Raw genomic sequence first — 24,554 nt, 5'->3', positions numbered from 1 at the left:
TGCATGGATGCTATGCATGTGATGGAAGAGCTTGTTGCGGAATTAAATAACTATAATTACCACTACTACACGCTGGATGCACCGCTAGTCAGCGATAAGGAATACGATGTTTTATACGACAAGCTTGTAGCACTGGAGGCTGAGAGTGGCTTCGTACTACCGGATTCGCCTACACAACGTGTAGGTGGAGAACTGCTTAAGGGCTTCACGCCGCATCGGCATCTGGCACCGCTTTGGAGTCTGGATAAAGCACAGAATATTGAACAGCTGCGCAGCTGGAATACCCGGGTGCTCCGGTTAGTGAATGAATACAATCTTAAGAATCCAGATACCCCTCTTCCTGATCCTTGTTATGCAGTAGAACTGAAGTTCGATGGCTTGACGCTGAATTTAACCTATCGTAATGGTGTTCTCGAACAGGCATCAACGCGTGGCAATGGTGTAGTTGGCGAAGGAATACTTGCACAGGTGAAGACCATCAAATCCGTTCCATTGACGATTCCCTTCAAGGATGGGGTCATTGAGGTTCAGGGTGAAGGGATTATGAATCTGTCTGTGCTGGCTGATTATAATACAAGGGCTGCAGAGCCGCTGAAGAATGCGCGTAATGCAGCAGCAGGTGCACTGCGTAATCTTAATCCGAAGACTACTGCGGACCGCCGTTTGAACGCTTTTTTCTATAATGTAGGCTTTGCAGAAGGCGCGGAGTTCGCTGACCATCAGGAAATGATGGATTTTCTGCGGAATAACAAATTTAAAGTGAACCCATACCTGACCTACTGCAATGATTTTGATGATGTAACTGAGCAGCTCGCTGGAATCGAGGAGAGTCGTTCGAGTCTTGATTACCTCATTGATGGGGCTGTAATTAAGGTCACGGATTTCCGGATCCGTGAGGTGCTTGGCTACACTGACAAGTTCCCGCGTTGGGCAGTTGCTTATAAATTTGAAGCCGAAGAAACGACGACCGTGCTGGAGTCTGTTAGCTGGAATGTAGGTCGTACAGGTAAAGTGACTCCGCTGGCTCGGGTTGAGGCTGTAGAGCTTGCCGGAGTTACCGTTCAGAACTGCACCCTGAATAATGTGGGTGATATTGAGCGCAAAAACTTGAAATTCGCCTTAGGTTCGCGGGTCTTTATTCGCCGTTCCAATGATGTTATCCCAGAAATTCTCGGCAAGGTAACAGAGGAGAATGACGGTGGAGAGATTATTTTCCCTGAGGACTGTCCAGCTTGTGGATATCCGTTAGAAATGCGCGGAGCACATCTTTTCTGTAACAATAAACTGAATTGTAGGCCGCAGATTATCAGTCGGATCACCCACTTTGCTTCGCGTGATGCGATGGATATCGAGACGTTTAGTGAGAAGACGGCGGGTCAGCTCTATGATGAGCTTAATGTACATGACTCTGCGGATCTGTATGAACTGAACTTTGAGCAGCTTGTACAGCTGAACCGTTTTGGTGAGAAAAAAGCACAGAATTTGCTGCAAGCTTTAGAGGATAGCAAAGGTAGAGATCTTGCTTCATTTCTCTTTGCGTTAGGGATCCCTAACACAGGTAAAGCAACGACGAAGATGTTGGCTGATCATTTCCGCGATCTGGATGCTGTGATGCAGGCCAAAGCCGAGGAGCTCGCTGAGTTACCAGACATTGGTGGGATTGTCGCCGAGAGCATTGTCAGCTTCTTCGCAGACCCAGTTGTAGTAGCTAATGTTTCCCGCTTGCGGACGTTGGGTGTGGAAGCAAAGGCTCCTGAGGCGCCACGTCCTGTTAGTACCGATTCCTTCTTTAGTGGCAAAACGGTCGTATTGACCGGTTCCTTGCAAAAGCTTACCCGAGATGAAGCAGCTGAACGTCTGGAAGCACTCGGAGCAAAGGTGTCGGGAAGTGTGTCGAAGAAGACGGATTTAGTTATTGCTGGTGAAAAAGCTGGCAGTAAGCTGGCTAAAGCGCAGCAGTTAGGCATTCAGGTCATTGAGGATGAAGATGAGCTAATTCGCTTGTTGGATATGTAAGTAACAAACTATATTCGATTCCAAAAGGTTCCCGGTTCCATTTCGTTTAAGTACGAGAGGAGCAGGGGCCTTTTTTGCGTGGATTACAACTAAACGTTTCATTTTTAGAAAAAAATTCGGATGATCTGCTAATATATAGCTATAGATATTTATTACTATATTTGAAAGGAAACCCTTCCTGTGAAGAGAGAAACGATATTGTTAGTAGACGATGAGAAGGAAATTGTAGAACTGTTAACGATTTATCTCTGTAATGAAGGCTATAGACTGCTAAAGGCTTATGATGGAATGGAAGCGCTGGAATGTCTGCAGAAAGAGGAAGTTGATCTAATTATTCTTGATGTCATGATGCCTAAAATGGACGGGCTAGCTGCATGTATGAAGATCCGTGAAGAGCGGAAAATGCCAATTATCATACTATCAGCCAAAAATACAGATATGGACAAGATCTCCGGCCTGAGCCTCGGGGCAGATGACTACGTGGGCAAGCCGTTTAATCCTTTGGAGATTGTGGCACGAGTAAAATCACAGTTGCGCCGTTATCACGGATTTAATAAGGATAGTAATACGTTGGGAAACGACAGCAAACTAAGCTTTGAGGATCTGACTATAGATACGTCTAAGCATGAGGTGTATGTAGACCAGCAGAAGATTAAACTGACTCCGCGGGAATTCTCTATTCTAGAGCTTTTAGCGAGACACCAAGGTCAAGTGCTTAGCTTGGAGCAAATTTACAATAAGGTATGGAATGAACCCTTTTTAGATGGCGGTAACACAGTGATGGTACATATTCGTAATCTCCGAGACAAAATCGAAATCGATTCGAAACGCCCACGTTATATACAAACCGTCTGGGGAGTTGGCTATAAATTAGACGGACCTTCCTGAAAGGATTAGGTGAGGCTTCTTGAATTCTAAATATATAACGACGATTCGCTGGAAGTTTATGTTTGCTTTTTTGCTGAGTGTGCTTTCGGGCGCTTTGCTGCTCATGGCAGGGTACCAACTCGTCAACTTTATGATCTATCTAAATCCGGCTTCAGAGTCGGCTCCCTATTCACGCATACTGCGCTGGATTATTAATCATATTGGCTCTATGCCACTAATGACAGCAGCGGGTATTATCAGCTTTTTATTATTCTTTTTTATCTACACTCGTAAAGTTGTGCTGTATCTGGAAGAGATCACAAAAGGGATTCGAGAAATTACAAGCTCCGGGATGTCCCATAGAATTGAAGTCAGAACCACAGATGAGCTGGGTGTGCTGGCTGAGAATATTAATGAAATGGCTGAGCGTTTGCAGCACTCCATAGAGGAGGAACGTAAAGCTGTAAATGCGAAAAATGACTTGATCACAGGTGTTTCCCATGATTTACGCACCCCGCTTACCTCTGTCTTGGGCTTTCTGGAATACATTGAACAAGATCGATGTCAGGAAGAAGCGGAAATCCGGTATTACGTGGATATAGCCTACAACAAATCCCTGGTGCTGCGTAAACTGATCGATGATCTTTTTGAATACACACGTGTAAATAGTGGAGAGTACCCTTTGGTTATGCAGAGATTGGATTTGAAGGCCTTCATACGGCAGCTGGCGGAGGAGTCAGTTCCTGAACTAACAAAGGCGGATATGATCTATGAAATCGAGGACGTTGCTGATGAGTTATGGATAGAGGCTTCGCCTAAAGAATTAGTACGTGCTTATGAAAATTTGATTACTAACGCGATCCGTTACGGCAGAAGCGGCGGGAAATTGGAGATAGGTTTCAGTAAAAAGGAAAATGATGCTGTGGTCCGTATTAGCAACTTCGGAGAGAGGATTGCGGAAAGTGATATCCCTTTTATTTTTGAACGATTCTATCGGGCAGAAAAGTCGCGTTCACAGCATACAGGCGGCTCAGGGCTTGGACTTGCGATTGCCAAAAGTATCATCGAACGCCACAATGGCGTTATTTATGTAGAAAGTATATCTCTTCGCACGGATTTTATTACCCGTTTCCCATTCTTCATAGAATCTTAAGAAAACTATGGCGGGTTCTTAAGATTTGGAAGTTATCCTTGTGGCACAAGGAGGGAACTACCATGCCAAAACTTCGGACGGTTCGTATCAGCTATTTATATATTTTTATGGGTTGCGCTCTTTTGAGTGCTGCCTTTCTTTTTGTTGTCCAGCGAGCTGTCGCTTTGCTGTATTCTCATTATTCGGGTCAATCAGGAGCCTTTTTTGTCCGGCTTATTCATTGGGTTATTAATCATATGGGTCAAACCCCTAGTGCCATCCTTCTATTTATTCTAGTCTTCGGTGGGCTGTATGTTCTTCGTTCACAGAAAATGGCTGATGATTTGCGCTCGCTAGTGGTGGGAACCTCGGAGCTGGCAGATAAAGGAGTCGCCCAGAACATCAAGGTTCTCTCTGGAGGAGAAATAGGTGAAATTGCTGCTAACCTCAATCGAATGCAAAGAATAGAAGTTCCAGAAAGAGGTGCAAGCTCAAAGCGGATAGAGGACACACCAGCAGTAGCTTTATTAATAAGGACTAGGGCGATACTTCGCACTCTCCGTGAGGTTGAAGAGGATGAGGCGGAAGTACATACACTTCTTGCAGCAGCGAATGATGAAGTGCGGAGTATGGAGCGGTTCCTGGAGAACCTGATTATCGAATCATGAGCAGATGGAATGCACGCACCCGGATATTGCGAGTAGGGTACCTATTATTTGATGTGAGTGTTATTAGTACGGTATTGGTGCTTTTGATTTTGTTCTATGTATACCAGTATGGGGGGATTGTACTTAACCGGCATGAGGATAGGCTGCAATTGCCAGAATCAAGCCTCATCACAGCTTCAGATGGAACAGTTATACGAATGACTCCGCTACCGAGCTCGGGTTATAGGCTTACAGCAGAGCTTGAGGAGATGCCGGCTTTATTAATAGATACCTTTTTAACAGTAGAAGACCGCCGTTTTTATAGCCATCAAGGGGTCGATTATAAAGGGATATCACGCGCGTTCTTAAAAAATATCTTGGACATGAGTTTATCAGAAGGTGGCAGTAGTATTACTCAACAGCTTGCTCGCAATCTTTATTTGAACAGAGATAAGAATATGCTGCGTAAGTTAAATGAAACCGCTATTGCTTTTGCCTTGGAGCAGCGACTGACGAAACGTGAGATTTTGCAGCTGTACCTCAATCAGATTTATATGGGGAGGGGACAATATGGAGTAAAAGCAGCAGCGAAGCGTTACTTCGGCGTGTCTGATCTGAAAAAATTGGAGATCTGGCAAATAGCCACTCTGGCGGGAATCCCTAAAGGCCCCTCTATTTATAACCCAGTAGACAATAGTGCATTATCCAAAACGAGAAGAAATCTAGTGCTAAAGATGATGTTCAATCAGCGACTAATCACGAATGGGCAAATGCAGGAAGCTATGAATAAACAATATCAGCCTCCAGCTGCGGTCGAAAATGGGGTTGCCGGAGTGTACTATGTGGATGCCGCCCTTAAGGAAGCGGCTCAGATCACAGGGAAATCCGTAGAGGAGCTTCGTGCAGGCGGCTACACTATAGTTACAGGTTTGAACATCAAAGCACAGCAGGCACTTGAGCAGGCCGTTCTCAAAGAGGCTTCATTTCCACCTGACGGAAAAGATCAGCAGGTAGAAGCAGCTATGACCATAATGGATCATCGTACAGGAGAAGTAGTGGCATTGATTGGTGGGCGAGATCAAAACGAGGGCAATTTGAACAGAGCTATTATTGATGCACGTCAGCCGGGTTCTAGCTTTAAGCCGATCATTGATTATGGACCTGCACTGGAGAGCGGGAAATTCAACCCGAATAGTATGCTGTCCGACCGTAGAGTTGCTTATGGCAGCTACAAACCTGAGAACTTGAACGGTATATACCAAGGTCAGGTCACAATGAACACAGCTTTGCAAAAATCCATCAATGCACCAGCCGTATGGGTATTGAAGCAGGTTGGAATCTCTTCTGCGCGGCAATTTGCCGCCAAATTAGGAATTGTACTGACGGAGGAGGACAATCATTTATCAATAGCTTTGGGGGGGCTTCATAATGGGGTTTCTCCACTAAAAATGGCCCAGGCCTACAGTGTCTTTGCTAGTGGAGGCAAATTTAATGCGGCTCATATGGTGCGCTCCATAACGGATTCAAAAGGGAAGGTCTTGTATACTCATCCCTCTGAATCACGTCAGGTAATCTCGCCGCGTACCGCAGAAGCGATGACGGCTATGTTACGCAATGTTGTTAATGAAGGAACAGGGAAAAAAGCGCAGATGAACAGACCAGTAGCGGGAAAGACCGGTACGACCCAATTGGACTTGGCTGGCGTGAGCAAGAAAGCTAATCGGGATCTTTGGTTTGTAGGCTATACTTCGGAGTGGACAGCTGCGGTATGGATGGGTTTTGATCGTACGAATCAGGATAATTACATGACTGAAGGCAGCGGGAAGGCTGCCGCTCTATTTTCTACAGTAATGAGTAAAGCCTTAAGTGATCATTGAGAAGTTATTGCGCCGCCCATTCTTCTAATTTCTCATCTCTAGGAAGCAGCAAGGCAAGAAACCCAAGCAGCGGGAGGAAGCCGCAAGCGATGAACACTTTAGCAATCCCGATACTATCAATGAGGTTGCCGAGGACTAATGAGCCGATCCCGCCGAGTCCAAAAGCAAGTCCCGTGATCAGACCTGAAACTGTGCCAATGTTGCCCGGATATAGCATTTGAGCATAAATGACGGTAACAGAGAAGCTGGACAGAAGGATGAAACCGCCAATCAGCAGCAATACAGCCGCCCATAATGGACCTACAAAGGGTAGAGCAAGTGCAAAGGGAACGGTTCCTACCATTGATAGTAAGATGAGATTACGCCGTCCAAAACGGTCAGCCAGCGGACCTCCAAAAAATGTACCCACTGCGCCAGCAGCCAAATACATAAAAATATAGATTTGGGCTTTATCCAGCGTCATTTGATATTTGTCCATTAGATAGAAGGCGTAGTAACTGCCGATAGAAGCGCCATACCAAGACCTAACAAAGACTAGGAATACAAGAATAATCGTTGCTGTTCGTATGCTTTTTCGGCGGGCAGGGTCGATTGCCCGTGCTGTTGATTTTTTATGAAAGGTATAACCGGCATCTAGCATTTCTCTATACCAGCGAGCTACATAGGTCTGAACAGCGATTCCGGCAGCCGCGACGATCGTGAAGCCTAGGGCACCAATCTGGCCAAAGGGGATGAATACCCATTTCGTAAGCATTGGACCCAGGGACTGTCCAGCATTGCCGCCCACTTGAAAAATAGATTGCGACAATCCCTTTCGCTGACCTGCGGCCATATGAGCAACACGCATACCCTCTGGGTGGAAGGTGGCTGAACCGAATCCGATCAGGATAACCGAGAATAAGACCAGAAAATAGCTATTGGCATAAGCCAATAGAAGTACACCTAAAAATGTGCTGCACATACCCAGTGGTAATAATATAGGACGGGGTTTACGGTCTGCAGCATATCCAATGACGGGTTGGATTACTGATGACGTCATATTTAAAGCGAATGAGATCCATCCTATCTGGGCGAAAGAGAGCAGTAGATTATCTTTGAGAATAGGGAAGATTGCTGGAATGACTGCCTGTATAGAATCATTAAATAAATGAACAAAACTGACAGCTAACAAAATTTTATAAATCGTTGCCTGCTGCAGATTACGCTGCTCCTTGTTCTTGCTGTCTACCGTGGATGCAGCGTCTGTAGGTTTGGTCTTCATTTTGACTCCTCTCTGTACTGATAGTTAAAAGGTAAGATTGGCGAATACGATAAATTCTATTTAGCCACAAATAATGGATGAATGGTATCAATTTGTGTTGTATCGAAGTTATTTATACGAATGATTTTTTTATTTCAAAAAAAGCTTGCAAACTCAATGACAGCATGGTATATTATCTCTTGTGCTTACGACGCATCGCACATACGAAACACAAGCGATGAAGAAATAAGTTGACAAGATAGAAACAAACATGATATACTCTAATTCCTGTGCAAGAGACATTGAATGTCGAAATGCTAGGAGCAAGTTCTTTGAAAACTGAACAAATGGAACACGTTAATTTTTAAAAAGATTCAATTAATGAATCGTCAGTTTCAAAATGAGCATATCGCTCTTTTCAATACTAATTGGAGAGTTTGATCCTGGCTCAGGACGAACGCTGGCGGCGTGCCTAATACATGCAAGTCGAGCGGAGTTATTTTGAAAGCTTGCTTTCAAAATAACTTAGCGGCGGACGGGTGAGTAACACGTAGGCAACCTGCCCTTCAGACTGGGATAACTACCGGAAACGGTAGCTAATACCGGATAATTTCTTTTTTCTCCTGAGAGAAGAATGAAAGACGGAGCAATCTGTCACTGAGGGATGGGCCTGCGGCGCATTAGCTAGTTGGTGGGGTAACGGCCCACCAAGGCGACGATGCGTAGCCGACCTGAGAGGGTGAACGGCCACACTGGGACTGAGACACGGCCCAGACTCCTACGGGAGGCAGCAGTAGGGAATCTTCCGCAATGGGCGAAAGCCTGACGGAGCAACGCCGCGTGAGTGATGAAGGTTTTCGGATCGTAAAGCTCTGTTGCCAGGGAAGAACGTCCGGTAGAGTAACTGTTACCGGAGTGACGGTACCTGAGAAGAAAGCCCCGGCTAACTACGTGCCAGCAGCCGCGGTAATACGTAGGGGGCAAGCGTTGTCCGGAATTATTGGGCGTAAAGCGCGCGCAGGCGGCTATTTAAGTCTGGTGTTTAAACCTTGGGCTCAACCTGAGGTCGCACTGGAAACTGGGTGGCTTGAGTACAGAAGAGGAAAGTGGAATTCCACGTGTAGCGGTGAAATGCGTAGATATGTGGAGGAACACCAGTGGCGAAGGCGACTTTCTGGGCTGTAACTGACGCTGAGGCGCGAAAGCGTGGGGAGCAAACAGGATTAGATACCCTGGTAGTCCACGCCGTAAACGATGAGTGCTAGGTGTTAGGGGTTTCGATACCCTTGGTGCCGAAGTTAACACAGTAAGCACTCCGCCTGGGGAGTACGGTCGCAAGACTGAAACTCAAAGGAATTGACGGGGACCCGCACAAGCAGTGGAGTATGTGGTTTAATTCGAAGCAACGCGAAGAACCTTACCAGGTCTTGACATCCCTCTGAATCTGCTAGAGATAGCAGCGGCCTTCGGGACAGAGGAGACAGGTGGTGCATGGTTGTCGTCAGCTCGTGTCGTGAGATGTTGGGTTAAGTCCCGCAACGAGCGCAACCCTTAACTTTAGTTGCCAGCAAGTAATGTTGGGCACTCTAGAGTGACTGCCGGTGACAAACCGGAGGAAGGTGGGGATGACGTCAAATCATCATGCCCCTTATGACCTGGGCTACACACGTACTACAATGGCCGGTACAACGGGAAGCGAAGCCGCGAGGTGGAGCCAATCCCATCAAAGCCGGTCTCAGTTCGGATTGCAGGCTGCAACTCGCCTGCATGAAGTCGGAATTGCTAGTAATCGCGGATCAGCATGCCGCGGTGAATACGTTCCCGGGTCTTGTACACACCGCCCGTCACACCACGAGAGTTTACAACACCCGAAGTCGGTGGGGTAACCCGCAAGGGAGCCAGCCGCCGAAGGTGGGGTAGATGATTGGGGTGAAGTCGTAACAAGGTAGCCGTATCGGAAGGTGCGGCTGGATCACCTCCTTTCTATGGAGAATCGTTCTCTGCAATGAGAACATTCAAATCGGAAGTTTAACTTCCACAACCAATTAACGTGTATCCATTTGTTCGGTTTTGATGGAATTTGCGGGGCCATAGCTCAGCTGGGAGAGCGCCTGCCTTGCAAGCAGGAGGTCAGCGGTTCGATCCCGCTTGGCTCCACCAACAAACTTCATCTATTTGTTATGTCTATACACTTGATCCTTGAAAACTGGATACCGAAACGAATTTGCGTTTTAGAACATCTTTTAGCAACTTGTGTAAACAAGTAAATGTTATTAGTGAGATGATTCCAAAGAGAATGTCATCGTATGATATTTTCCTGCGGAAAAATCAAGGTTAAGCTAATAAGAGCACACGGAGGATGCCTAGGCGCCAGGAGCCGACGAAGGACGTGGCGAACAACGAAACTGCCTCGGGGAGCTGTAAGCAAGCTTTGATCCGGGGGTGTCCGAATGGGGAAACCCAGCTGTGGTAATTCGCAGTTACTCATTTCTGAATACATAGGAAATGTAGAGGCAGACCAGGGGAACTGAAACATCTAAGTACCCTGAGGAAGAGAAAACAATAGTGATTCCGTCAGTAGCGGCGAGCGAACGCGGAACAGCCTAAACCTAAGAGCTTGCTCTTAGGGGTTGTGGGACGTCTCACATGGAGTTACAAAGGAATATGGTAGGTGAAGAGGTCTGGAAAGGCCCGCGATAGAGGTAAAAGCCCTGTAACCTAAACTGTATTCTCTCCGAGACGGATCCCGAGTAGTGCGGGGCACGTGAAACCCCGTATGAATCCAGCAGGACCATCTGCTAAGGCTAAATACTACCTGGCGACCGATAGTGAAACAGTACCGTGAGGGAAAGGTGAAAAGCACCCCGGAAGGGGAGTGAAATAGAACCTGAAACCGTGTGCTTACAAAAAGTCAGAGCCCTATTAATGGGTGATGGCGTGCCTTTTGTAGAATGAACCGGCGAGTTACGTTTAACATGCAAGGTTAAGCCGAGAAGGTGGAGCCGCAGCGAAAGCGAGTCTGAATAGGGCGATTTAGTATGTGGACGTAGACCCGAAACCGTGTGATCTACCCCTGTCCAGGGTGAAGGTGCGGTAACACGCACTGGAGGCCCGAACCCACGTACGTTGAAAAGTGCGGGGATGAGGTGGGGGTAGCGGAGAAATTCCAATCGAACTCGGAGATAGCTGGTTCTCCCCGAAATAGCTTTAGGGCTAGCCTCGGTATAAGAGTAGTGGAGGTAGAGCACTGATTGGGTGCGGGGTCCGCAAGGATTACCAAGCTCAGTCAAACTCCGAATGCCATATACTTATTGCCGGGAGTCAGACAGTGAGTGCTAAGATCCATTGTCAAAAGGGAAACAGCCCAGACCATCAGCTAAGGTCCCCAAGTGTGTGTTAAGTGGGAAAGGATGTGGAGTTGCACAGACAACCAGGATGTTGGCTTAGAAGCAGCCACCATTGAAAGAGTGCGTAATAGCTCACTGGTCGAGTGACTCTGCGCCGAAAATGTAACGGGGCTAAACACACCACCGAAGCTATGGCTAGATACGTATGTATCTGGGGTAGGGGAGCGTTGTGTAGGGGTTGAAGGTGTACTGAAAAGAGCGCTGGACACTACACAAGTGAGAATGCCGGTATGAGTAACGAAAAGATCAGTGAGAATCTGATCCGCCGAAAGCCCAAGGTTTCCTGAGGAAGGCTCGTCCGCTCAGGGTAAGTCGGGACCTAAGGCGAGGCCGAAAGGCGTAGTCGAAGGACAACAGTTTGAAATTACTGTACCACCGTAATCCGCTATGAGCGATGGGGTGACGCAGGAGGGTAGTGACGCGGACTGATGGATGTCCGTCTAAGCAGTGAGGCTGATGTGTAGGCAAATCCGCACATCATTAAGGCTGGGCTGTGATGGGGAGCGAAAATTATAGTAGCGAAGGTCATGATCTCACACTGCCAAGAAAAGCCTCTAGCCAGGAGAAGGTGCCCGTACCGCAAACCGACACAGGTAGGCGAGAAGAGAATTCTAAGGCGCGCGGAAGAACTCTCGTTAAGGAACTCGGCAAAATGACCCCGTAACTTCGGGAGAAGGGGTGCCCCGGTAGTGTGAATAGCACGAGGGGGCCGCAGTGAAAAGGCCCAAGCGACTGTTTAGCAAAAACACAGGTCTGTGCGAAGCCGCAAGGCGAAGTATACGGGCTGACGCCTGCCCGGTGCTGGAAGGTTAAGGGGAGTGGTTAGGGGTAACCCGAAGCTATGAACCGAAGCCCCAGTAAACGGCGGCCGTAACTATAACGGTCCTAAGGTAGCGAAATTCCTTGTCAGGTAAATTCTGACCCGCACGAATGGCGTAACGACTTGGGCGCTGTCTCAACGAGAGATCCGGTGAAATTTTAATACCTGTGAAGATGCAGGTTACCCGCGACAAGACGGAAAGACCCCATGGAGCTTTACTGCAGCTTGATATTGAATTTGGGTACGATCTGTACAGGATAGGTGGGAGCCGTAGAAATCGGAGCGCAAGCTTCGGTGGAGGCGCCGTTGGGATACCACCCTGATCGTATCTAGGTTCTAACCTAGTACCCTTACCGGGTACGGGGACCGTGTCAGGCGGGCAGTTTGACTGGGGCGGTCGCCTCCTAAAGAGTAACGGAGGCGTTCCAAGGTTCCCTCAGAATGGTTGGAAATCATTCGCAGAGTGCAAAGGCATAAGGGAGCTTGACTGCGAGACCTACAAGTCGAGCAGGGACGAAAGTCGGACTTAGTGATCCGGTGGTACCGCATGGAAGGGCCATCGCTCAACGGATAAAAGCTACCCTGGGGATAACAGGCTTATCTCCCCCAAGAGTCCACATCGACGGGGAGGTTTGGCACCTCGATGTCGGCTCATCGCATCCTGGGGCTGAAGTAGGTCCCAAGGGTTGGGCTGTTCGCCCATTAAAGCGGTACGCGAGCTGGGTTCAGAACGTCGTGAGACAGTTCGGTCCCTATCTGTCGTGGGCGCAGGAAATTTGAGAGGAGCTGTCCTTAGTACGAGAGGACCGGGATGGACGTACCGCTGGTGCACCAGTTGTTCCGCCAGGAGCATGGCTGGGTAGCTACGTACGGACGGGATAAGCGCTGAAAGCATCTAAGCGTGAAGCCCCCCTCAAGATGAGATTTCCCAATTAGTAAGACCCCTTGAAGACGACGAGGTAGATAGGTTGGAGGTGGAAGTGCAGCAATGCATGGAGCTGACCAATACTAATCGGTCGAGGGCTTATCCTATACGTAGAATGCAGATTTGTTTCGGATTCAGTTTTCAGGCATCAAGCCTGTAACACGCTTAGAAATTCATTCTCACTTCTGGTGAAGAACCGAATTTCACGCGGCAGCGTCTGTTTCACAGACGCATGTTTGGTGGCGATAGCGGAGGGGTTCCACGCGTACCCATCCCGAACACGACCGTTAAGCCCTCCAGCGCCGATGGTACTTGGACCGAAGGGTCCTGGGAGAGTAGGACGTTGCCAAGCACAAATAGACCACTGTTGATAACTCGACAGTGGCTTTTTTGCGTCTATTATAGATTGTGGAAAACTTGTGGATAATTCATTGGAATTTGCAGAAAACTTACGCACATGTGGATAGATGATTAAAAGGCAAAAAATCACCAAATGGTGTGGATTAAGTACATATTTATGTAGATCTGTCAACAGAAAACCTAAGTAATACACGGGTTGCTGTGGATATAGTCATATTTATGTGGATAGAGGGATTAATAAGTGGATAATTATTTTAACTTGAATAGAACAAGATTACAAGACTATTTTTAAAACTGCCTAAGGCTGTGGATAACTAAAAAAAGTTCGAAAAATATCCTTATAATTCGCACACAATACACTCTCTTGTTATACTAACCATAAAAGTAAATTCATAAATGATGAGGTGAGTTTTGTGGATATCAGACAGTTGCACTCAGAAGAGTTTGATCTAAGCATGGATTTATCTGAATATGCTTTTCAATATAAGCTGCCTAGTGAGAAAAGGGCGAATGCTAAGGAAAGATTTAAAGCAGAACGCGTATGGGGTGCTTTTGAAGAAGGTACTTTGGAAGCTAAACTTACTCTTCTTCCGTTCGAAGTGTACATACAAGGTAGATTAGTACCTATGGGAGGGCTCGCAGGGGTAGCGACATGGCCAGAGAATCGCAGACAGGGGCATGTGGCAAAGCTCCTAGCGCATACGCTGCAAACGATGAATGAGGCGGGGCAGACATTATCTTTTCTGCATCCGTTCTTGATCCCCTTTTATCGCAAATTTGGTTGGGAAGTTTATTGTGAATATAAGAAATACTCCATTCCTGTTGCCAAGTTTCCCAAGAAGGTTGAAGTTGAGGGCAAGGTAAGACGTGGTGTTATAGATATCGAAGTATTGGACAACTTATACAATCGTTTTGCAGTTAGATATAACGGAACACTTAAGCGTGATTTGGACTGGTGGGAAAACTCTGTTCTGGATGATGAAGGTCAGACTGCGGTATTTTATTCACAGCTTGGGGAACCTGAAGGATACGTACTATATAAGATAGAAAATAGAGAGCTGGTCATTGATGAATTTGTGTTTTTGAACGAACAGGCCCGGCAGGGGCTGTGGACATTTCTTGCGAATCACGATTCGATGGTGACCGGTGCATCGCTAAAACTGGTGCCATCCGATGATATGTTACCCTTTTTGCTGCCTGATCCGCGTATAGAGCAGGAGAATTATCCTTATTTTATGGCGCGTATTGTTAATGCTAAAGCATTCGTGGAGAGTTATTCTTTTAAGCGTCACAACAGTCAGAAGAAACAGGTTATCTATATTGAAGATAAATATGCCCCATGGAATGACGGGTTGTGGGAATGGACTGTCTCCGAAAAGGGAGCAGCAGCTTTCTTGCGTATAGAGGGTGAACGGGATGCAGCTGACTTAAGCTGTGATATTGGTTCGCTGACGATTCTAATGTTTGGATATAAACGCCCGGCAGAGCTGGCTCGTTATGGACGTGTGACTGGTAATCCGACGGCTCTGGAATGGCTCGAAGAAATCATACCGCAAGCTGAAACTGCACTTTTTGATCATTTTTAGAAAATAATTAGGCTCTCCCCTTCGAAAGATGCTGGGAGAGTTCTTTATTTCCGAATACATTCGCTGAAAAAAGTGAAAAATAAGAGAATCCTCTTGGAATTAGCACAGAATATGTTATAATATTAAAAAGTCAAAGAAAGTCAAAGTCAACGCACCTGATGACATACAGTGCGATCCTCTGAATTCGTGAAGTTTTCTTCAGACTTATATGAATGAAGTTCACTAATGAATGTCATTAAGGATGCGGGCCGTAAGCGATATTATGAAGCTTTAAAGAGCACTGGAGGATGAGTGATGCGCAATATCTCTGATATTATTGAACAATATCTGAAGAATATTTTGCATGAAAGTCCCGAAGGTACGGTGGAAATCCAGCGAAATGACCTGGCGGACCAGTTCTCATGCGTACCGTCACAGATCAATTATGTTATTAGTACACGCTTTACACTGGAAAAAGGCTATGTGGTGGAAAGTAAACGTGGTGGCGGGGGATATATTCGTATTCAACGTTTTGAATTGCCGCCCAACGTGGCACTGCATGCCCATTTAAACCATACTATAGGTGGCGGGATAGATCAGAACGCTGCCGAAGGGTTGATTTATCAACTGGAGGAAGCTGGTTTTCTAAGCAAGCGTGAGGCGTGTCTTATGCGCGCTGCTGTTTCTCGGGATTGCCTAACGGTTAAGATTCCATATCGGGATGAGATTCGGGCCAAGATTATGAAGGCGATGTTAATCTCTTTGTTAGGCAAATAATTGTCAATCATAAGGGAGGGGCTTTCGCTTATGCAATGTCAGGAATGTGGCGTCAAGCCAGCAACACTCCATTTCACCAAGATCGTGAATGGAGAGAAGACAGAATTTCATATCTGCGAGAGCTGCGCGCGGGAGAAGGGTGAACTGATCCCGGGAACTGCTGGAGGATTCTCCATTCACAGCTTGCTGTCCGGTCTGCTTGATCTTGAAGGGGCCGGTAAGGAAAAGACGGCTGCTACGAAGACTACGCAGAGTCTGCAATGTGAGAATTGTGGAATGACGTACTCGCAGTTTAGCAAATTGGGTCGTTTTGGCTGCAGCTCCTGTTATAAATATTTCAACAGTGCACTGGACCCGCTCTTTAAACGGGTGCATGGCAGCACTTCGCATGTAGGCAAGATTCCTAAACGTGCTGGAGCACAAATTGTGTTCAAGCGGCAAATTGATGAATTGAAGCTGGAATTACAGCAAAGTATCGCACAGGAGGAATTCGAAACTGCGGCAGAGCTGCGGGATCAAATTCGCCAACTTGAAAAAGAAATGGCACAAGAGTAAAGTCTTTGATATATAGGGGGGATATGACATGTCAAGTCTCCGATTTACTGAACAAGCGCTTAGTGATTGGATGCGCTCGGGAGGCAGTCACTCCGAGATTGTAATTAGCAGCCGTATGCGTATTGCACGTAATTTAGAGCATCTTCCATTCCCTATGCTTGCTTCCTTAGAGCAATCGGAAGAAGTATTAGAGCTGCTGGCCCCTGTGTTTCATGGGGAAACTGCTGCCGAATTCGGATCTTTTCAACTAATAAAGCTTGCTGAAGTGAATGAACTGGATAAAAAGGTATTGGTCGAGAAACATCTCATCAGTCCTAATCTGGCTAATGATTCACGTGGCGCAGCTGTGATATTAAATGAAGATGAGTCGGTTAGCATCATGATTAACGAAGAAGACCATCTGCGGATCCAATGTCTGTTCCCGGGTCTTCAGGTAAGAGAAGCATGGGAACGTGCGACAGCCATCGATGATATCTTCGAATCGGCTGTGAATTACGCTTTTGATGATAAAAGAGGATACTTGACCAGTTGTCCCACCAATGTGGGTACAGGGCTGCGTGCCTCAGTAATGCTGCATTTGCCAGCACTAGTAATGACCCAACAGATCAATCGCATATTGTCAGCAGTGAACCAAGTGGGATTGACTGTAAGAGGAATTTATGGTGAGGGCAGCGAAGCAGTAGGGAACATCTTTCAAATTTCCAATCAGATTACTCTCGGTCAAACAGAAAGTGAAATCATCGAGAACCTTCACAGTGTAGTCACCCAGATTATAGAGCATGAACGAAATGCCCGTGAAAGGCTGCTTGTAGATTCCGCTTTAAGAATTACAGACCGAGTGAAAAGATCTTATGGGATTTTGTGTTATGCAGCTCTAATGGAGCTTAAAGAATCCGCACAACGGCTGTCTGATGTGAGACTTGGGGTTGACCTTGGCATACTGGAAGGCCCTTCGATTTCCGTGCTTAATGAGCTTAACGTTAAGACACAGCCAGGATTTCTGCAAAAAATGTTCGGTGACGAGATGAACGCCACTGAACGGGATATGTATCGGGCGAAACTGCTCCGAGAAACACTGGGAACACAACATTAATATAGATATTTATTATTCATGGAGGTGCAGGAGATATGATGTTTGGAAGATTTACGGAACGCGCACAAAAAGTGCTAGCGCTAGCGCAGGAAGAAGCTGTTCGTTTAGGACACAACAATATTGGCACAGAACATATTTTGCTAGGACTTATTCGTGAAGGAGACGGCATTGCTGCTAAAGCATTAATCGCTTTGGGTCTGGGTCTTGAAAAAATCCAGGACGAAGTGGAGACACTGATTGGCAGAGGCCAAGAACAACCTACGAACATTGCTTATACTCCTCGCGCCAAAAAAGTAATCGAGTTGTCGATGGACGAAGCCCGCAAGCTGGGACATACGTATGTCGGCACTGAGCATATTCTGCTAGGACTTATTCGTGAAGGAGAAGGTGTCGCGGCTCGTGTGCTTAATAACCTAGGCATCAGCTTGAACAAAGCTCGTCAGCAAGTGCTTCAGCTTCTGGGAAGCAGCGAGGCTGCATCCAGTCATAGCGGAACACCTGCTAATGTCAGCACACCTACTCTAGACGGCCTAGCACGCGATTTGACGGCTTATGCCAAGGATGGCAACCTGGATCCAGTTATCGGTCGTAGCAAGGAAATTGAACGTGTTATTCAGGTACTGAGCCGCCGGACGAAGAACAACCCGGTGTTGATAGGTGAACCTGGGGTTGGTAAAACAGCTATTGCTGAAGGCTTGGCCCAAAAGATCATTAATAATGAAATTCCAGAAACACTGCGCGACAAACGCGTAATGACGCTCGATATGGGCTCTGTAGTGGCTGGTACTAAATATCGCGGTGAGTTTGAAGACCGCCTCAAGAAAATCATGGATGAGATTCGCCAAGCGGGGAATATCGTACTCTTTATCGATGAGCTTCATACGCTGATCGGTGCTGGTGGCGCAGAAGGTGCTATTGATGCTTCCAACATTCTTAAGCCGGCTTTAGCCCGCGGAGAACTTCAGTGCATCGGTGCGACTACGCTGGATGAATATCGTAAATATATTGAAAAAGATGCAGCTTTGGAGCGTCGTTTCCAACCGATTACGGTGGATCAGCCATCTCCAGAAGAAGCGGTACAAATTTTATTTGGACTTCGCGATCGTTATGAAGCACATCACCGTGTGAAAATTACGGATGAAGCTATCGTGGAAGCTGTAAAGCTGTCTGATCGTTACATTCCGGATCGTTTCCTGCCGGATAAAGCCATTGACCTTATCGATGAAGCAGGGTCTAAAGTAAGGCTTCACTCTTACACTATCCCGCCAAATCTGAAGGAACTAGAAATGCGCTTGGATGATATCCGCAAGGAGAAGGATTCTGCTGTTCAGAGCCAAGAGTTTGAGAAAGCGGCTGCCCTGCGTGATACGGAGCAAAAAATCCGTGAAGAGCTTGATACGACTAAGAACCAGTGGAAAGAAAAACAAGGACGTACCGATTCTGAAGTTACACCTGAAGATATTGCACAGGTTGTTGCAAGCTGGACGGGAATCCCTGTAAGCAAGCTGAAGGAAGAAGAGACCGACCGTCTGCTTAACATGGAAGCTCTGCTGCATGAACGAGTGATTGGTCAGGACGAAGCTGTTAAGGCTGTCAGCCGGGCATTGCGCCGGGCGCGTGCGGGTCTTAAAGATCCGAAACGTCCAATGGGCTCCTTTATCTTCCTCGGTCCTACGGGTGTAGGTAAAACTGAGTTGGCACGTGCGCTTGCTGAAGCTATGTTCGGCGATGAAAATGCGGTCATCCGTATTGATATGTCGGAATACATGGAGAAGCACTCCACGTCCCGTTTAGTTGGTGCTCCTCCTGGATATGTCGGCTATGAAGAAGGCGGCCAATTAACAGAGAAGGTACGTCGTAAACCATACTCTGTAGTACTGCTTGATGAAATTGAAAAAGCACATCCGGAAGTATTCAACATTTTGCTGCAAGTGCTTGAAGATGGTCGCCTTACCGACTCCAAAGGCCGGGTAGTTGACTTCCGCAATACACTTATCATTCTGACCTCTAACGTAGGCGCACAGGCAATCAAGAAGAATTCAACGCTTGGATTCACGGCTGTGCAAGATGCAGGAGCAGAATACGGCAATATGAAGGGCAAGGTTATGGAAGAGCTCAAGAAGAGCTTCCGTCCAGAGTTCTTGAACCGGATCGACGAAATCATCGTCTTCCACTCACTCGATGAGAAACATATCGCTGAGATCGTTACGTTGATGTCTGATGAGCTGCGCAAGCGCCTGCGTGAATATGATGTTGATTTTGTACTCACGGATGCAGCGAAGGCCTTCTTGGCTAAAGAAGGTTATGACCCAGCCTTTGGTGCACGTCCATTGCGCCGGGCAATTCAGAAGCATATTGAGGACCGTCTTTCTGAGGAATTGTTGAGAGGAAATATCCAAAAGGGTGATTCCCTCAATATTGATGAGGTCGGCGGAGAACTTGTGGTGACTAAAGTGGACGCTCCAGTAGCGCCAGCGCTTGAAAAAGAAGTAGAATCCGAATAAAATAAACAAGGCTTTCGCTCCTTATTTATAGAGGAGCGGAAGCTTTTTTTATTGGAAATAGATCAATTTAAAATATACATTTAATGCAAATACCGAATGACCTTTCGTTAAAGGGGTAGAAATGGTAAACTTTCATTAGAAGAAAATGATCCGAATTGTAAACAGTTCGGACCGTAAGGAGAACAAATGGCTAAAGCAAAAACAAAATTTTTTTGCACCGACTGTGGATACGAATCGCCAAAATGGTTCGGGAAATGCCCAGGGTGCCAGGCTTGGAACTCCATGGTGGAGGAAACGGAAAGCGTAGTCAAAACACAGGGAATGAATGCCCCTATTTTTCATAGTAAAGAAAAGGCACAGTCGATCATAAGTATAGAAAGTGACAAGGAACCGCGCATACTGACAGGTATAGGTGAGCTTAACCGTGTTCTCGGTGGGGGGATCGTACCAGGATCACTGGTACTAGTAGGGGGAGACCCAGGAATCGGTAAATCTACGCTCTTATTACAGACCTCGCACGCCCTTACAACACAGGGATTGCGAGTACTGTATATCTCGGGCGAAGAATCGGTAAGGCAAACTAAGCTGCGCGCGGATCGCCTCGATGCGTTGTCAACGGAGCTTTATGTACTATGTGAGACAAATATGGAAAGCATAGAAGAAGCGATCGAACAAATCCAGCCACAATTTCTTGTCATCGATTCTATTCAGACCGTATTTATGCCAGAAGTAACGAGTGCGCCAGGCAGCGTGACCCAGGTTCGGGAGTGTACGACAAGATTTATGCGTATCGCTAAGATTCGTGGAATTGCAACAGTTCTCGTTGGTCATGTTACCAAGGAAGGGGCTATTGCTGGACCACGGATGCTTGAACATATGGTGGACTGTGTGCTGTATTTTGAGGGTGAGCGGCATCATACGTATAGACTTTTGCGGGCTGTAAAAAACCGCTTTGGCTCTACGAATGAAATCGGCATTTTCGAAATGGGTGAAGCGGGGCTTACCGAAGTAGAGAATCCATCGGAGCTCTTTTTATCGGAACGTCCGCTTGGCGTGGCTGGTTCTACTGTGGTGGCCAGTATGGAGGGAACTAGACCTGTGCTTGTAGAACTTCAGGCACTTGTTGCTGCCACCCACTTCCCTTCCCCACGGCGAATGTGCACAGGCATGGATCACCAGCGGATGGCACTTATTATCGCTGTACTCGAGAAACGGATGGGCATGTTCCTGCAGAATCAGGATGCATACCTGAATGTTGCCGGGGGAGTAAAGCTGGATGAACCGGCGATTGATCTAGCTGTAGCTATTAGTATCGCCTCCAGTTTTCGTGATATTTCAACAAAACCTTACGACGTTTTCTTCGGAGAAGTAGGACTTACCGGTGAGGTAAGAGGCGTTTCGCGCGCGGAAATGCGCGTTAAGGAGGCCGCAAAACTTGGCTTCCGGCGGGTGATTATGCCTGAAAAGAGCATGAAGGGATGGAAGCACCCGCAAGATATCCAGATTATTGGCGTCAGTACCGTAGCAGATGCACTATCGGTCGCGTTAGATTAGGGGGCACAGGGATATGAAAGAATATAACCAATTAGAGAATATGAATGATCTGCTCAGACTGGCGGCACCGGGTACACCTTTTCGGGAAGGTTTGGAGAATGTGCTGCGCGCTAAGACAGGGGCACTTATTGTCGTAGGGTACAGTCCTGAGGTGATGGACGTAGTGGATGGTGGATTCTCCATTAACTGCGATTTTTCACCCAATTATTTATATGAGCTAGCTAAAATGGACGGAGCTATTATTCTAAGTGAGGATTTAAAGCGTATATTGTATGCTAATACACAACTTATACCGGATTCCTCTATCTCATCCATCGAGACGGGGATCCGTCACCGGACCGCGGAGCGGGTAGCGAAGCAAACGGGTAAGCTGGTGGTTTCCATTTCACAACGCCGCAATATCATCACGCTCTATCAAGGCTCGATACGTTATGCACTCAAAGAGATCGGGGCTATTTTGGCAAAGGCTAACCAAGCGATTCAGACACTCGAGAAGTATAAAGCAGTGCTCACGCAAGGACTGACGAATTTGTCAGCTTCAGAATATGAGGGCATTGTTACCGTTGCTGAAGTAGTGGGCGTTATCCAGCGTGTAGAGATGGTTTTGCGCATAAAAATGGAGATCAAACGCTATATCAACGAATTGGGCAACGAAGGACGCCTGATCAGCATGCAGATGGAAGAACTGGTTGGAAATACAGAGGAAGAAGCATGGCTTCTATACAGAGACTATGCTAAGGAAGAGCAGGAAGATAAAATCCGTGAAATTATCGCTGGTCTCAAACGGATAAGCGATGATGATCTGATGGATGACAACCATATTGCCCGTATATTGGGTTATTCTTCTACGGCAATTACCTCTGAAGAAGTGGTGACTCCACGTGGTTATCGCCTGCTTAACAAAATTCCGCGGCTTCCGAATGTGATCATTCACAATCTGGTGGAGCGGTTTGAAATGCTGCCTAATTTGATGTCCGCAAGCATAGCTGAATTGGATGAAGTGGACGGAATTGGGGAGGTGCGGGCCCGTAATATTCAGGATGGGCTCAAACGTTTACAGAAGCAAGTTCTTATTGACAGGCAAATGTAAATAACATACAATCACGTAATATTGGGGACGTTAAAGGCCAAAGTTAGAAAATTGAGGTGAAGAAATGATACAAAAATCAATTCCGAGTCTTTTTACGATAGGTAATTTGATGCTCGGAATGTTTGGTATCATGATGGCGTTTGACGGTAAGATTAGCATGGCCGCTATCATGGTTATTATTGCTATGCTGTTAGACGGCTTAGATGGTCGAGTAGCTCGCGCTCTAAAATGCGAAAGCGAATTTGGCAAGGAGTTGGACTCCTTATCTGATGTCGTTTCTTTCGGAGTCGCACCGGCCGTTATTTTGTACGTCTCAAGCCTGCAGGATTTGAACTCTGCATTAGGCTGGACAGTAACTGCGATTTTTCCGGTGTTTGGTGCTTTGCGCTTAGCCCGTTTTAATGTTCGTCCGGGGGTTCCGGGTTATTTTATCGGTTTGCCAATTCCTGCTGCAGGTGGTGTACTGGCCACATTAGCTCTTTTTAATAAAGATGTTTCGGCTCCGTTTATGATCGTTGCTACACTGCTCTTATCCTATTTGATGGTCAGCACTGTTAAATATCCTAATTTTAAAAAGATTGGATTGCCGAAAAAAGCGGTGGTTGGAGCGCCAGTGGTTATTGTTGTTGCAGTGGCTGTAGCTGTTGTGTTCCCAGAGCAAATCGCTAAGCTGATCTTTGTCTTACTTGGAATTTATGCATTATACGGCTTTAAGCAAAATATTGATCGGTTGACAGCCAGACGCCGTCATCGTCGTCGTAGCCGTTCAGAGGATAAAGTGTATCATTCCAAGAACGGTTAATCGGTCCAAAAGGTAAGGTAACTGAATAAATTATGACCAAAGGTTTTGTCTTCCCTGGGGGATGGCAAAGCCTTTTTGCATTTCCAGCGCTACCCCAAGTTTATCGTCTTGAAAATTGGAACATACTGGTGAGGAATAGATCCATTTAGGATGAATAAAAAGGAGGTGCGTTAGGTTATGTGGAAAAAAGTGATTTTGTCTTTTGCCTTAATATGTGGTGCTTGGTCAGGTTTTTCGCTATACCATGCGCTCGAAAGAGGATTCCCCAAGGGGATGGAAAAGCTGGGTGAAAGCTTACCTGTAGAAGGAAGCATTTTATTTACGGTGCTGGGTGCCATTATTTTTTTGTTTGCGGGGTCTTTATGCGCGGAATGGGGAGGTTCAAAACTGCGGGAGGCGGTTCACTACTGTTCGCGTATTCCGATGAATGAATTAGCTGCAAGTGCAGCTGGGCTAACAGGGGGGCTTCTGTTATCTCTCCTGTTATACCCTGCAATGATCTGGCTTGGGAAAGCTGGGCAGCTGCTGCAAGTGCCAGCTACGTTAGCTTTTGGATATCTGGGGCTGCGGATCGGTTTGGAGAAAAAAGAGGAGCTAGCTGCACTGTGGACATCTGGACGCTGGGGTCAAGCGGCTGAGCCGGAAGGCCGCGGGCTTGAGGAACATAAAATCCTCGACACAAGTGTTATTATCGATGGAAGAATCGCTGACATTTGTAAGACGGGATTTATTGAGGGAACCATTGTCATACCTGAATTCGTGCTTGAAGAGCTCCAGCATATTGCTGATTCTTCGGATCTGTTGAAGCGGAACCGGGGACGGCGTGGGCTTGATATTCTCAATAAAATTCAAAAAGAGCTTGATGTGAAGGTATTGATCTATGAGGGAGATTTTGAAGAAATCTCTGAGGTTGACAGTAAGTTAGTGAAGTTAGCGAAGGTATTGCAAGGTAAAGTAGTCACTAATGATTTCAACTTAAATAAGGTTTGCGAATTGCAGGGTGTTTCCGTTCTGAATATTAACGATCTGGCGAATGCTGTGAAGCCTGTAGTGCTGCCTGGTGAGGAAATCGTAGTTCAGGTCATTAAGGATGGCAAAGAACATGGGCAAGGGGTAGCCTACTTAGACGATGGAACGATGATTGTTGTAGAAGGCGGACGTGAATATATCGGGACTACGATGGAGGTTCTGGTCACTAGCGTGCTGCAAACTTCGGCTGGCCGAATGATATTTGCTAAGCCAAAACTTTTGGAAAAAGCGCAATAAGTGAAGATAAAGTGTATGGGGACTGTCCTATGGGTTGGAAATGCCCGCCAAACACGT

General features: G+C 46.7%; 15 protein-coding genes, 1 tRNA gene and 3 rRNA genes. 18 read left to right on the top strand and 1 reads right to left on the bottom strand.

All coding sequences use genetic code 11. The features are described 5' to 3' along the window. Positions 1–3: 3 nt before the first annotated feature. The 5 genes from ligA to MHH46_RS29240 all read left to right on the top strand — a co-directional run bounded on the left by ligA (position 4) and on the right by MHH46_RS29240 (position 6,539). Complete coding sequence (gene ligA, locus MHH46_RS29260) at positions 4–2,016, top strand: NAD-dependent DNA ligase LigA (RefSeq protein ID WP_076099629.1); 2,013 nt, start codon at positions 4–6, stop codon at positions 2,014–2,016. Positions 2,017–2,196: 180 nt separating this feature from the next. Beyond that, positions 2,197–2,904: a response regulator transcription factor gene (locus tag MHH46_RS29255; RefSeq protein WP_036678667.1), complete on the top strand. Its 708-nt coding sequence runs from the start codon at positions 2,197–2,199 to the stop codon at positions 2,902–2,904. A gap of 19 nt (positions 2,905–2,923) precedes the next feature. Next, positions 2,924–4,036, top strand: coding sequence for a cell wall metabolism sensor histidine kinase WalK (locus MHH46_RS29250; protein ID WP_076123748.1), 1,113 nt, complete (start codon positions 2,924–2,926; stop codon positions 4,034–4,036). Positions 4,037–4,098: 62 nt separating this feature from the next. Then, positions 4,099–4,683, top strand: a complete 585-nt coding sequence (locus tag MHH46_RS29245) for a hypothetical protein (RefSeq protein WP_076123746.1) — start codon at positions 4,099–4,101, stop codon at positions 4,681–4,683. Continuing rightward, a complete protein-coding gene (locus tag MHH46_RS29240; RefSeq protein WP_076123745.1) occupies positions 4,680–6,539 on the top strand; it encodes a transglycosylase domain-containing protein in 1,860 nt (619 codons plus the stop codon). Before MHH46_RS29245 ends, MHH46_RS29240 begins: the two co-directional genes overlap by 4 nt. A 4-nt stretch (positions 6,540–6,543) precedes the next feature. On the opposite strand, the gene MHH46_RS29235 is transcribed toward MHH46_RS29240, so the two are convergent. Further along, a complete protein-coding gene (locus MHH46_RS29235; RefSeq protein ID WP_076123743.1) occupies positions 6,544–7,800 on the bottom strand; it encodes an MFS transporter in 1,257 nt (418 codons plus the stop codon). Positions 7,801–8,204: 404 nt separating this feature from the next. Between MHH46_RS29235 and MHH46_RS29230 the strand changes: the two genes are divergently transcribed. From MHH46_RS29230 to MHH46_RS29170, 13 genes are all read left to right on the top strand, one after another. Then, positions 8,205–9,762 (top strand): 16S ribosomal RNA (locus MHH46_RS29230). Positions 9,763–9,863: 101 nt separating this feature from the next. After that, positions 9,864–9,939: transfer RNA gene (locus MHH46_RS29225), tRNA-Ala, on the top strand. A gap of 172 nt (positions 9,940–10,111) precedes the next feature. Beyond that, positions 10,112–13,038: ribosomal RNA gene (locus tag MHH46_RS29220) — 23S ribosomal RNA — on the top strand. Positions 13,039–13,166: 128 nt separating this feature from the next. Then, positions 13,167–13,283 (top strand): 5S ribosomal RNA (gene rrf / locus MHH46_RS29215). Together the 16S, 23S and 5S rRNA genes with 1 tRNA gene alongside form the textbook arrangement of a ribosomal RNA operon. 421 nt (positions 13,284–13,704) lie before the next feature. Continuing rightward, positions 13,705–14,877 carry an enhanced intracellular survival protein Eis gene (eis, locus tag MHH46_RS29210; protein WP_076130022.1) on the top strand — a complete coding sequence of 391 codons (1,173 nt, stop codon included), beginning with the start codon at positions 13,705–13,707 and terminating at the stop codon, positions 14,875–14,877. A gap of 294 nt (positions 14,878–15,171) precedes the next feature. Then, positions 15,172–15,633 (top strand): CtsR family transcriptional regulator, encoded by a 462-nt coding sequence (locus tag MHH46_RS29205; protein ID WP_036680465.1) that lies wholly within the window; start codon positions 15,172–15,174, stop codon positions 15,631–15,633. 30 nt (positions 15,634–15,663) lie between these two features. Beyond that, positions 15,664–16,188, top strand: a complete 525-nt coding sequence (locus tag MHH46_RS29200; RefSeq protein ID WP_036680467.1) for a UvrB/UvrC motif-containing protein — start codon at positions 15,664–15,666, stop codon at positions 16,186–16,188. 28 nt (positions 16,189–16,216) lie between these two features. Continuing rightward, positions 16,217–17,281: a protein arginine kinase gene (locus MHH46_RS29195; protein ID WP_036680469.1), complete on the top strand. Its 1,065-nt coding sequence runs from the start codon at positions 16,217–16,219 to the stop codon at positions 17,279–17,281. Between the two features lie 35 nt (positions 17,282–17,316). Continuing rightward, positions 17,317–19,785 (top strand): ATP-dependent protease ATP-binding subunit ClpC, encoded by a 2,469-nt coding sequence (gene clpC / locus MHH46_RS29190; RefSeq protein ID WP_036680471.1) that lies wholly within the window; start codon positions 17,317–17,319, stop codon positions 19,783–19,785. 186 nt (positions 19,786–19,971) lie between these two features. Then, positions 19,972–21,339 carry a DNA repair protein RadA gene (gene radA, locus MHH46_RS29185; protein ID WP_036680472.1) on the top strand — a complete coding sequence of 456 codons (1,368 nt, stop codon included), beginning with the start codon at positions 19,972–19,974 and terminating at the stop codon, positions 21,337–21,339. A 13-nt stretch (positions 21,340–21,352) separates the two neighbouring features. After that, the gene (disA, locus tag MHH46_RS29180; protein ID WP_036680475.1) at positions 21,353–22,429 is read left to right on the top strand and encodes a DNA integrity scanning diadenylate cyclase DisA; all 1,077 of its coding nucleotides are present in this window, start codon (positions 21,353–21,355) and stop codon (positions 22,427–22,429) included. A 64-nt stretch (positions 22,430–22,493) separates the two neighbouring features. Continuing rightward, positions 22,494–23,231, top strand: a complete 738-nt coding sequence (gene pssA / locus MHH46_RS29175; protein ID WP_036680477.1) for a CDP-diacylglycerol--serine O-phosphatidyltransferase — start codon at positions 22,494–22,496, stop codon at positions 23,229–23,231. A 177-nt stretch (positions 23,232–23,408) separates the two neighbouring features. Further along, positions 23,409–24,497 (top strand): PIN/TRAM domain-containing protein, encoded by a 1,089-nt coding sequence (locus MHH46_RS29170; RefSeq protein WP_036680481.1) that lies wholly within the window; start codon positions 23,409–23,411, stop codon positions 24,495–24,497. Positions 24,498–24,554: the final 57 nt, after the last annotated feature.

The organism is Paenibacillus sp. FSL H8-0175 (assembly GCF_045040615.1).
GTDB classification, from domain to species: domain Bacteria; phylum Bacillota; class Bacilli; order Paenibacillales; family Paenibacillaceae; genus Paenibacillus_AQ; species Paenibacillus_AQ odorifer.
This window is presented reverse-complemented; position numbering and strand designations above follow the sequence as displayed.

Bases quoted from the DNA above. Each gene is read 5' to 3' on its own strand.
- ligA (WP_076099629.1), top strand. From the start codon at position 4: ATGGATGCTATGCATGTGATGGAAGAGCTTGTTGCGGAATTAAATAAC.
- MHH46_RS29245 (WP_076123746.1), top strand. From the start codon at position 4,099: ATGCCAAAACTTCGGACGGTTCGTATCAGCTATTTATATATTTTTATG.
- MHH46_RS29240 (WP_076123745.1), top strand. From the start codon at position 4,680: ATGAGCAGATGGAATGCACGCACCCGGATATTGCGAGTAGGGTACCTA.
- MHH46_RS29235 (WP_076123743.1), bottom strand. From the start codon at position 7,800: ATGAAGACCAAACCTACAGACGCTGCATCCACGGTAGACAGCAAGAAC.
- MHH46_RS29205 (WP_036680465.1), top strand. From the start codon at position 15,172: ATGCGCAATATCTCTGATATTATTGAACAATATCTGAAGAATATTTTG.
- MHH46_RS29200 (WP_036680467.1), top strand. From the start codon at position 15,664: ATGCAATGTCAGGAATGTGGCGTCAAGCCAGCAACACTCCATTTCACC.
- MHH46_RS29195 (WP_036680469.1), top strand. From the start codon at position 16,217: ATGTCAAGTCTCCGATTTACTGAACAAGCGCTTAGTGATTGGATGCGC.
- clpC (WP_036680471.1), top strand. From the start codon at position 17,317: ATGATGTTTGGAAGATTTACGGAACGCGCACAAAAAGTGCTAGCGCTA.
- radA (WP_036680472.1), top strand. From the start codon at position 19,972: ATGGCTAAAGCAAAAACAAAATTTTTTTGCACCGACTGTGGATACGAA.
- disA (WP_036680475.1), top strand. From the start codon at position 21,353: ATGAAAGAATATAACCAATTAGAGAATATGAATGATCTGCTCAGACTG.
- pssA (WP_036680477.1), top strand. From the start codon at position 22,494: ATGATACAAAAATCAATTCCGAGTCTTTTTACGATAGGTAATTTGATG.
- MHH46_RS29170 (WP_036680481.1), top strand. From the start codon at position 23,409: ATGTGGAAAAAAGTGATTTTGTCTTTTGCCTTAATATGTGGTGCTTGG.